This window comes from Endozoicomonas atrinae, assembly GCF_001647025.1.
Lineage (GTDB): Bacteria > Pseudomonadota > Gammaproteobacteria > Pseudomonadales > Endozoicomonadaceae > Endozoicomonas > Endozoicomonas atrinae.
In genome coordinates, this window is record NZ_LUKQ02000256.1 from 1 (window position 1) to 7416 (window position 7416).

Annotated in this window: 8 protein-coding genes and 1 pseudogene; 3 read left to right on the forward strand and 6 right to left on the reverse strand. The window is 47.3% G+C overall.

Features of this window, described 5'->3' with window-relative positions; translation table 11 throughout:
* Nucleotides 1-190: pseudogene (locus AK963_RS35805) on the forward strand (IS630 family transposase); the annotation flags it as partial.
* On the opposite strand, the gene AK963_RS23165 reads toward AK963_RS35805, so the two are convergent.
* Nucleotides 180-620, reverse strand: a complete 441-nt coding sequence (locus AK963_RS23165; RefSeq protein ID WP_066017776.1) for a hypothetical protein — start codon at nucleotides 618-620, stop codon at nucleotides 180-182. The pseudogene AK963_RS35805 and the gene AK963_RS23165 overlap by 11 nt on opposite strands.
* A gap of 322 nt (nucleotides 621-942) precedes the next feature.
* Between AK963_RS23165 and AK963_RS23170 the strand changes: the two genes are divergently transcribed.
* Entirely contained in the window at nucleotides 943-1161 is a 219-nt protein-coding gene (locus AK963_RS23170) for a VF530 family protein (RefSeq protein ID WP_066017777.1), read from the forward strand.
* Nucleotides 1162-1210: 49 nt separating this feature from the next.
* On the opposite strand, the gene AK963_RS23175 is transcribed toward AK963_RS23170, so the two are convergent.
* Together AK963_RS23175 and aqpZ are read right to left on the reverse strand one after the other, a co-directional pair.
* Nucleotides 1211-1999 carry a transporter substrate-binding domain-containing protein gene (locus AK963_RS23175; protein WP_139117604.1) on the reverse strand — a complete coding sequence of 263 codons (789 nt, stop codon included), beginning with the start codon at nucleotides 1997-1999 and terminating at the stop codon, nucleotides 1211-1213.
* A 108-nt stretch (nucleotides 2000-2107) separates the two neighbouring features.
* Nucleotides 2108-2818 carry an aquaporin Z gene (gene aqpZ, locus AK963_RS23180; RefSeq protein ID WP_066017779.1) on the reverse strand — a complete coding sequence of 237 codons (711 nt, stop codon included), beginning with the start codon at nucleotides 2816-2818 and terminating at the stop codon, nucleotides 2108-2110.
* Between the two features lie 367 nt (nucleotides 2819-3185).
* On the opposite strand from aqpZ, the gene fabV reads away from it, so the two are divergent.
* Nucleotides 3186-4388 (forward strand): enoyl-ACP reductase FabV, encoded by a 1203-nt coding sequence (fabV, locus tag AK963_RS23185; protein WP_066017780.1) that lies wholly within the window; start codon nucleotides 3186-3188, stop codon nucleotides 4386-4388.
* Nucleotides 4389-4452: 64 nt separating this feature from the next.
* Here the strand turns inward: fabV and AK963_RS23190 are convergent, their stop codons facing one another.
* The 3 genes from AK963_RS23190 to AK963_RS23200 form a co-directional block, all read right to left on the reverse strand.
* Nucleotides 4453-5433: a YHYH protein gene (locus AK963_RS23190; RefSeq protein ID WP_066017781.1), complete on the reverse strand. Its 981-nt coding sequence runs from the start codon at nucleotides 5431-5433 to the stop codon at nucleotides 4453-4455.
* Between the two features lie 126 nt (nucleotides 5434-5559).
* The gene (gene speG, locus AK963_RS23195) at nucleotides 5560-6108 is read right to left on the reverse strand and encodes a spermidine N1-acetyltransferase (protein WP_066017782.1); all 549 of its coding nucleotides are present in this window, start codon (nucleotides 6106-6108) and stop codon (nucleotides 5560-5562) included.
* 206 nt (nucleotides 6109-6314) lie between these two features.
* Nucleotides 6315-7277: a carcinine hydrolase/isopenicillin-N N-acyltransferase family protein gene (locus tag AK963_RS23200; protein WP_066017783.1), complete on the reverse strand. Its 963-nt coding sequence runs from the start codon at nucleotides 7275-7277 to the stop codon at nucleotides 6315-6317.
* Between the last annotated feature and the right edge of the window lie 139 nt (nucleotides 7278-7416).

Here is a 7416-nt window from a genome sequence, read left to right on the forward strand (position 1 = left end):
ACCATTCGCACCGGAGTTAAACAGCTCAGAAAGGCTATGGGAGTGGATGCGGGAGCATGACTTATCAAACAAAGCATTTTCAGGTTATGAAAATATTGTAGATTGTTGCTGTGAAGCTTGGAATAACCTTTGCAGCGAAGCTGGTCGACTGTTCAGTCTGTGCTCCCGTGATTGGGCAGTTATACAGTAGTTAGAAAATTCAATTGGTATAATACTTCAACCCACTGTTGATCATCTTTGCTCAGGAATTGATCAAGCCAGGCTGTATCATTCAATGCTTTGGAAGTGACTTTTATTTGTGGTGGCAGAGGCTTGAGGTAGCTGCCTTTAAATTCCTGACTATATCTTACCGTTGCAGTTGTTTGAGTTATATTCTTGCTTGTTGTTGAGGGGGGGGCAGTTTGAGTCGGAGAGGGCTCGCTATCCGATCCAATTCCGGAATCTACCGATGATAAACGTTTGGGACTTTTCGCTGCTTTCCCCATGTGTTTCTGTGTAACTGCCGGCTCAATATTACGCTGACCAAGGCTGGTAAAATAGGCAACACGTTCAGAGACATTGGCACTGCGCGTTTGAGGAACTACCGGAGGTGCATTTGCAAAGTCTTTCTTGGCCTCCATAACCGGGGGGGGGATTCCCTGAAGGGTAACCTGTACGTATCACAGGAGTCTCCCTGAACTATGACTGACTATCCTTCTATCGGCTGTTCACTCCAGAAGTTCAAAAATGCAGTATCAGGTTATTTGGTATTTAATAAGTCTTGGCGGGGATAGAGTTGATCATCTGTACTTGGTAAGGTGCTCACGGGATGTTGTGAAAGTATCTGTTGGCGTGTTATCTATCGCTTAAAATACAGAGGGTTATGATAAAATTGTACGGATGCTTTGTTGCCAGTGAGCTCTCAAGGTATTTCTTTGTGATCTTATCGTAGGAATCTGATCAATGAGCCAGGAACAACCGAATAACCCCCTCCATGGAATTACTCTGGAAAAGATACTGACGAGTTTGGTTGAGCATTTTGGATGGGGCGGCTTATACCAGAAAATCCGGATCAACTGTTTTTACAGTCACCCTTCCATTAAGTCTTCACTCAAATTCCTGAGAAAAACCCAATGGGCCAGAGATAAGGTGGAAGCGTTGTATATCGATACCTTTTGCTGATCCACAAATGTAGAAGGGGTGAGAGTTGCAGGATGAGCTGTATGGCATTTTAAAACCATCTTTCCTGCATGCTCTGTATATCTATAGTTTTCAGCCACCGATTGACTTCGCTGATGAGTAACTTGCTGTTTTTCTGTGACATGTATACTTTGCTCGACACTGTCCACGAGAACATGGCGTCATTAATAATCACCAGCGAGGGTATCTGTTTTACTTGGTAGAGGGCTTCAGTCCGGTCGGTAATCATAGCGTCAGCCAGATGATTCCGTAGCATCAGGAAAGGCTCCCGGTTGTCTGCAGTAAGGGTAAAATCCATATCTGACAGTTGCTTCCTGGCAAATTCCTGATTAGTACCACCAGGGTTAACCACCAGATGCAGGTTTGATGTGTTCAGCTGTTTGATGAGTTGGTCATCATTCATCCCGGCATAGCTTCTGGCCAGATTTTTCTGCATTAACACAACCTTGCCGCTGGGTATGATATTGTCAGACAGTAAAAAGTGCTGACTGCGAGCATCAGTGCGGGTGATTCCCCCCATGGCAATATCAAACCTGTCATTTTCCAGGTCATTGTGAAGATCTGGCCAGCTGGTTCGCATAAATTCGACGCTGATGGGTTTGCCGCTAATCTGCATCAGATATTTCCCCAGAGATTGGGCCATATCAATCGCAAAACCTTCGCAATGATTTTGTTTGTCGCATAGTGTCAGAGGGGCGTAATCACCGGTAGTGCCAACCCTGAGTATACTGGAGCTGATAATTTCGGGCAGATCCCTTGCCATGCCCATTTGAAAAGTCATAAAGCTCAGGAATGTGATAACCAGATTAAGTGGTTTCAAGTTATTTGCCTGTTTTCTTTTTGTTTGGTTAGAGTCGACCCGTGGCCAATGGTTCAGAAAGAATGCTGAAGGCACTTCATTGTGAATAAGCAACACAAGCCCTGCAGCTTATTCTCTGACAACCTTGTGGTCCTTTTTTCCCAACCATTTATAAACCAGCCCGGCAAGAACTGATCCGATAAAGGGGGCTATCCAGAACAGCCAGAGTTGGGAGATTGCCCAGTCTCCCTGAAATAGTGCAACCCCGGTACTGCGAGCCGGGTTTACTGAAGTGTTGGTCACAGGGATGCTGACAAGGTGAATCAGGGTTAGTCCAAGCCCAATAGCAATCGGCGCAAAGCCGACTGGAGCACGCCCGTCAGTGGCTCCAAGGATAATCAGCAGGAACATAAAGGTCATCACCACTTCTGTGACCAGTGCAGCTACCAGACCATAACCCCCAGGGGAATGTTCGCCATAGCCATTGGAAGCAAAACCCGCGGTTTCGAAACCCGGCTGGCCGGATGCAATCAGGTAGAGTATCGCAGCGCCAGCAACGCCGCCCAGTATTTGGGCTGCGATGTATGGCAACAGCTCTCTAACGGGAAACTTTCCGCCCACTGTCAGCCCCACTGAAACCGCAGGGTTAAGATGACAGCCGGAAATATGACCAATGGCGAAGGCCATAGTCAATACGGTCAGACCAAAGGCCAATGCTACGCCCAGGAAACCGATCCCAACATCAGGAAACGATGCCGCCAGAACAGCGCTGCCACAGCCACCCAATACCAGCCAGAATGTACCCAGAAATTCCGCAACCAGTTTTTTGCTCATGTTCATGGTCAGATAATTCCAGTTTTCACAATAACTTACAGAGCTTAGTGCATGACCACAGGCGGGTAATGGAAATTTAACTGGTTGAGTGTAGTTAAGTATTGAGTGTATCCCCATGCGTTTACACAATAAGACTGTTTATGCAGGTTTTGTCCAAACATTCGCAGTGCGTTAATGAGCAGGCTCGTTGGAAAAAAGTACTGGGATTTACAGGTTGTAACAATTAGAGCCATATTGCTACTGAGTTATACGCAGCTTCTCTTTCCCAACTATCGGCTTTTGGATAAGCTACTCCGTTGTTTATACAAGATGGGCTGATGAGTTCTACTTAGCCCCTGGTTTTCGAACCGAATTTCACCTGTTGGGGACAACGATGATCATTAAACCAAGGATTCGTGGATTTATCTGTACAACCACTCACCCAGTGGGTTGCGAAGCCAATGTGAAGGAGCAGATTGCTTATACCCAGTCACTGGGCTCTGTGGCTGACGGCCCCAAAAAAGTGCTGGTGATCGGTTCTTCCAGTGGTTATGGACTGGCTTCCAGAATCACAGCAGCATTTGGCTCTGGCGCTGCTACCATTGGTGTTTTTTTTGAGAAGCCAGCTACTGAAACCAAGCCCGGAACTGCTGGATGGCATAATTCTGCTGCGTTTGAAAAACTGGCCCATGAAGCAGGGCTCTATGCAAAAAGCCTGAATGGTGATGCCTTCAGCCATGCTGCTAAAGAGAAGACGATCGAGTTGATCAAGCAGGATCTGGGTCAGGTGGATATGGTGGTTTACTCACTGGCATCGCCCGTACGAAAACTGCCGGATACCGGTGAGGTGATCCGTTCGGTACTGAAGCCGATGGGAGAAACCTATCGTGCTACTGCCGTAGATACCAATAAAGATACCCTGTTTGAAGCCTCTGTAGAGCCAGCTACAGAAGAGGAAGTCGAGGCGACCGTCACCGTAATGGGTGGCCAGGACTGGGAGCTCTGGATGAAGGCATTGTCTGAAGCGGGTGTTCTGGCAGAAGGCTGCAAGACCGTTGCTTACAGCTATATTGGTACTGAACTTACCTGGCCGATCTATTGGGATGGTGCCCTCGGTGAAGCCAAAAAAGATCTGGACCGCGCAGCTCATACTATTGATGACCAGATGAAGACCCTGCACGGTTCTGCCAATATCGCCGTTTTGAAGAGTGTCGTCACGCAGGCCAGCTCAGCGATTCCAGTGATGCCTCTCTATATCTCAATGGTCTTCAAGAAGATGCGGGAAGAGGGTGTACATGAGGGTTGTATCGAACAGATCAACCGTATGTTCCGTGAGCGCCTTTATCGCAGTGATGGTGCTGCTCCAGAAGTTGATGATAGCAACCGCCTCCGCCTTGATGACTTGGAACTGAGAGAAGACATACAGAAGCATTGTCAGGAAATCTGGCCGCAGCTGACCAATGAAAACCTGTCCGAACTAACGGATTATATTCTCTATAAAGAAGAGTTCCTGAAGCTGTTTGGTTTTGGTGTTGATGGTGTGGATTATGACGCTGATGTTAATCCCAATGTGCCTTTTGATGTGATTGATATTTAAAACAATGGCCGTTTAGGTATCGCCGGGTAATGACCAAGCTTGATTACCCGGCTTTCCGGTCTTATTACTTCCTTTGTGGAATGCAGGCGGTTGAATGTTCTGGTGACAGAGTGCATACACCGGTTATTTGATGGCCATGCCTTGGTGCAGTGAATTTGCATCGTTCACCGGTTTGTTTGCCATAGCATGCGTAGATCGCTTCTTCAGGTGGGTTACGTCTGCCTGACTCTCTTTGATTGCTCTTATTTCGCCGGCTTTCACGATTATGATTGCTGTTTAGAAAGTCACTGCTGATCTCGCCCCACAGGCACCTTGGAAAGAACGGGTATGTATCGGTGGCGTAATAGACAAACTGTCCTTCAAGAAAACCGCCATTACATTCATCCAGTGTTCCTGCACCTGCCAAATACTCCCAGTCCTGATTATAGGTGCCGTCAAAATTCCCACCGGGAGGTACAGGACGGCTTCCAGGTTTCAGCTGATAGCCAGACTCCTGCTGGTTACTGGCATAATGTATCTCAAAGCCATCGGCTGCATAGCCAATCAATGTTGAGTTGATAGTGTCCAACAGATCATTGGGAATGCCGTGGTAGTGATAAAGTCCCCGCTGATCCACATGGGCGTTATTCTGATCCATGCCTAGCCGGTCTTTGGCACCAATGCCTTCAAGGTTCCATCCAGAGCTCCGGTCACGACTGAACTTTCTGGGACTGGACGCGTCGTAATATTCAGCGGTGCCTGGACGGATCTGGACACCATTAATGGCAACGCCAATAGAGCCTCTGACGGACTGCGGTCTATGACCTTTTTCAGGGTTGAGTGAAAAGCAGAGACGGACCTGTTGCTCAGAAATTGAGTTGGGATTCCCCCGGTTTGGAAAGCGACCGGTGTCATGATCAGGCAGGCCGTTGGAGACGATACATCGTCTCCCATCTTCAATGGTGATAGATACTTTGTTGTTATGGGCTTGAAGAGAAGGGGAGAGGAAACAGGAAGTAAGCAGGAATGCAAAATAAAGAGATTTCAACCCTGTGATATTTGACATGCTTTGTTATCCCTGACGTAGCCATCGTTTTTTGTTCAATTATATGGGGATGCCTGTCAGGGATGCCAGTGCTTGAGACCACGCCGGAAGTCCCGGCGGCTTCATTGTTAAAAGTGGCAGAATTCTTCAGGGGCCTACAGAGCGAGTCTTGTTGAGATAGTCACGCTGAAGAATGTACATTCTTAATACATCACAGTATTGGCCATTGGTGAAATATTCTTGAACCATTCGGCCTTCTTCAGTAAAGCCGGTCTGTTCATAGAGGTGTATGGCTTTCTCATTTTCAACGGCCACAACCAGATACACTTTGTTCAGGTTAAGGATGGTAAAGGCATAGTCCAGCGCTGATTTGATCAATGCCCGGGCGTGGCCTTTGCCCTGGTGTCCCGGCGCAATAATGATCTGAAACTCGGCTTTACGGTGCACATAGTCAATTTCGATCAATTCAACCAGACCGATGGATTCCGCTTCATTACTTTCAGTCGCCGTGTGCTCAGCAACAAAACGGCGTTCAGTATTGTCATGGATATGCTTGCCATAGAGATCTTCCAGCTCATCGAAAGACTCATAGGGCTCTTCGAACCAATAGGACATAATGCTGCGGTTATTATTAAGAGAGTGCACAAACCGCAGGTCTTTCTTTTCCAGTGCTCTCAGTCGGATACTGCTTTTCATCCGGAAATCTCGTCAGTCAGAGATTGACTCTGTATATCGATAAGGCTTCTGCAGCATGGCCTGTCTTTGGAAGTGCAGAAGTATCGGTATTTTACGTGAATGTAGTGGTAAATGACTATCTTATTTTTCTTTTCTTTCAATGGGTTATGAAAGATGGCGTTAAGTGGCTACTTATTGCCATCTGTCATTGGAGTCACGAACTGGGCTTAAAGTTCACCTTCGGTATACGTGTAGCGGCGTTCACTACCGACCGGTTCACTTTCAATACCATCCGCATTCAGTGGCAATGGCAGCAAGTGTTCAGGAGGGTAATTCCAGAATTCAGGGGTCAGTTCCACCTCATAAAGCTGGAAGGTTTGACTGGGTGAGGTAAAGCGGAGGTTCAGTTCAGGGTTATTACCCTCTGGCAGAGTGACTACCCAGCTGGCAACGGTGACTTCTCTCAGAATGCTGTTATAAGGACCATTTTGTGCGCTGTTCATCCAGCGGTAGTAGTTGCCTTCAGCCGTCAGTTGGCCGGGAGCGTTTTTCATCAGTGCTTTTATGGTTTCAAAGCGATCTTCGGAGTCGGGATAGAACACTTTGTTGAACTTTCTCATGGGCCCCAGAACATAATGGTTGGTGTGATACAGGCGATTCTGGTTCTGACTGGCCTTCAGTATTTCATAGGAGCCTTTAACGGGGCCAACTTCAACGAGAATGGCCTCAGTCTTGTCACCAATGATCAGGAAGTTGGCAAGCCCATTGCCGAATAATACCTCCTGATCAGCGAGTACTTCCGCTACTGAACGGTAATGTTTGAGAATGTTGTAAATAGCATCAGACTGGTCACCGTCATTGAACTTGCTGGCATTATTAATAGAGGCAGACTCATTTTGCACCACAGAAAGTCCGAACTGATTGATGCCAGCGGCAATGTAGGGGAAAGGCGTCCGGTCAGTGGTGTTGTAGAAGAGTCCCAGATAAGCATTCTCACCGGGCTCCCGTTTTACTTCCAGTTGTTCGAAAGCAGCCAGGGAGTCACGGTTCTTGGCCATGATGAGTCCGCCCTCATTATTGGCTGTACCAACGGAGGCGAAGGTTGTGCAGGCATGGGTATTTGATGTCTGTAGAGCGAGGGAGGTACACAGAACGCAGGTAGAAACTGTGAGGCCGACTCTGAGAGGCATGATTGGCTCCTTATACCAATTCCATTTTTAAATTATGAAATAACAGCCCATGAACGGGAGCATAGACTTTTCAATCGGCCAACTTCAGAAAGTAATTCATTCCATGCCTCACAGCATTTATTGATAATATCTTCATAGT

Bases quoted from the DNA above. Each gene is read 5' to 3' on its own strand.
- AK963_RS23165 (WP_066017776.1), bottom strand. From the start codon at position 620: ATGGAGGCCAAGAAAGACTTTGCAAATGCACCTCCGGTAGTTCCTCAA.
- AK963_RS23170 (WP_066017777.1), top strand. From the start codon at position 943: ATGAGCCAGGAACAACCGAATAACCCCCTCCATGGAATTACTCTGGAA.
- aqpZ (WP_066017779.1), bottom strand. From the start codon at position 2,818: ATGAACATGAGCAAAAAACTGGTTGCGGAATTTCTGGGTACATTCTGG.
- fabV (WP_066017780.1), top strand. From the start codon at position 3,186: ATGATCATTAAACCAAGGATTCGTGGATTTATCTGTACAACCACTCAC.
- AK963_RS23190 (WP_066017781.1), bottom strand. From the start codon at position 5,433: ATGTCAAATATCACAGGGTTGAAATCTCTTTATTTTGCATTCCTGCTT.
- speG (WP_066017782.1), bottom strand. From the start codon at position 6,108: ATGAAAAGCAGTATCCGACTGAGAGCACTGGAAAAGAAAGACCTGCGG.
- AK963_RS23200 (WP_066017783.1), bottom strand. From the start codon at position 7,277: ATGCCTCTCAGAGTCGGCCTCACAGTTTCTACCTGCGTTCTGTGTACC.